This is a genomic window from Burkholderia sp. LMG 13014, from assembly GCF_905232215.1.
GTDB lineage: Bacteria > Pseudomonadota > Gammaproteobacteria > Burkholderiales > Burkholderiaceae > Burkholderia.
Genome location: NZ_CAJNKE010000999.1, coordinates 1 through 1310 on the forward strand (window position 1 = coordinate 1; position 1310 = coordinate 1310).

The 1310-nt window shown below is 66.2% G+C and carries 2 protein-coding genes; both read left to right on the forward strand.

The features are described from left to right. The coding region (locus tag JYJ84_RS36865) for a glucosaminidase domain-containing protein (protein ID WP_205190319.1) at positions 1–356 on the forward strand (356 nt) is incomplete at its 5' end. Positions 357–575: 219 nt separating this feature from the next. After that, the coding region (locus JYJ84_RS36870) for a flagellar brake protein (RefSeq protein WP_205190320.1) at positions 576–1310 on the forward strand (735 nt) is incomplete at its 3' end.

A 1310-nucleotide genomic window follows, 5' to 3' on the forward strand; every position in this document is an offset into this window, starting at 1 on the left:
CGCTCGAATCGGGCTGGGGCAAGCGCGAGATCCGCGCAACCGACGGCTCGACGAGCTACAACGTGTTCGGCATCAAGGCGACCAAGGGCTGGACCGGCCGCACGGTGTCGGCGCTGACGACGGAATACGTGAACGGCACGCCGCGCCGCGTGGTCGCGAAATTCCGCGCGTATGATTCGTACGAGCACGCGATGACCGATTACGCGAACCTGCTGAAGAACAATCCGCGCTACGCGGGCGTGCTGAGCGCGAGCCGTAGCGTCGAAGGCTTCGCGCACGGGATGCAGAAGGCCGGCTACGCGACCGACCCGAACTACGCGAAGAAGCTGATTTCGATCATGCAGCAGATCGGCTGACGCACAAGTCGGCGATCGCCCGTTGCCCCCTCTGGACCGCGCCCGGCAGCCCGCCGCGCGCGGTTTCAACGTTTGCGCGAAAAAAATCCGCAATTCGATCTAAACTTTCGGTCAGCACTGCCGCTAAGTGTGAGAGACCTGCGACCGGGCCCCCGTTCTGGCCCGGTTTTATTGCGCACCGGTTGCCCGGGCGCCCATGACAAGAAAGACCGGCTAGCCATGAATATCGAAACGTCGACGGACCCCAGCCTGGATGCAGGCCACTCCGGGCCCGACTATGCCCGCCGCAATCCGCTGGAAATCGGCGTGCAGCTGCGCAACCTCGTCAATCGCGGCGATTTCCTGACCGTCCAGTATCCGGGCGGCCAGCTTGTCACGCGCCTGCTCGAGGTGGATGTCGGCGCGCGGACGTTTACGTTCGACTGGGGTGCGCTGTCGGAGCAGAACGCCGGCATCCTCGGCGCGTCGCACTGCACGTTCGCGGCCGCGCCGGAGGGCGTGCGCGTCGAATTCTCCACGGGCACGCCGCGCGAGACGCGCTACGAGGGGCTGCCCGCGTTCGTCGCCGATTTCCCCGACGTGCTGATGTGCATCCAGCGCCGCGAATATTTCCGCGTCGACGCGCCGATCGTCGATCCGTTCCTGTGCCGCGGCAAGCTGCCGGACGGCGAGAGTTTCCTGTTCGAGGTCCATAACCTGTCGCTCGGCGGCGTGGGGCTGCGCACGTCCGACGAACGCGTCGAGGCGCTCGAGGTCGGCACGCAGCTGCCCGACGTCGAGCTCGAGCTGACCGGCCACGGCAAGCTGTCGCTCGACCTGCAGCTCGTGTCGCAGCGTTCGACGCAGATGCCGAACGGGTCGCGGCGCTACCAGCTCGGCTTTCGCTACCTGTCGCTGCCGGGCAGCGCGGAGAACACGCTGCAGCGGCTGATTACGCAACTCGAGATGAAGCGC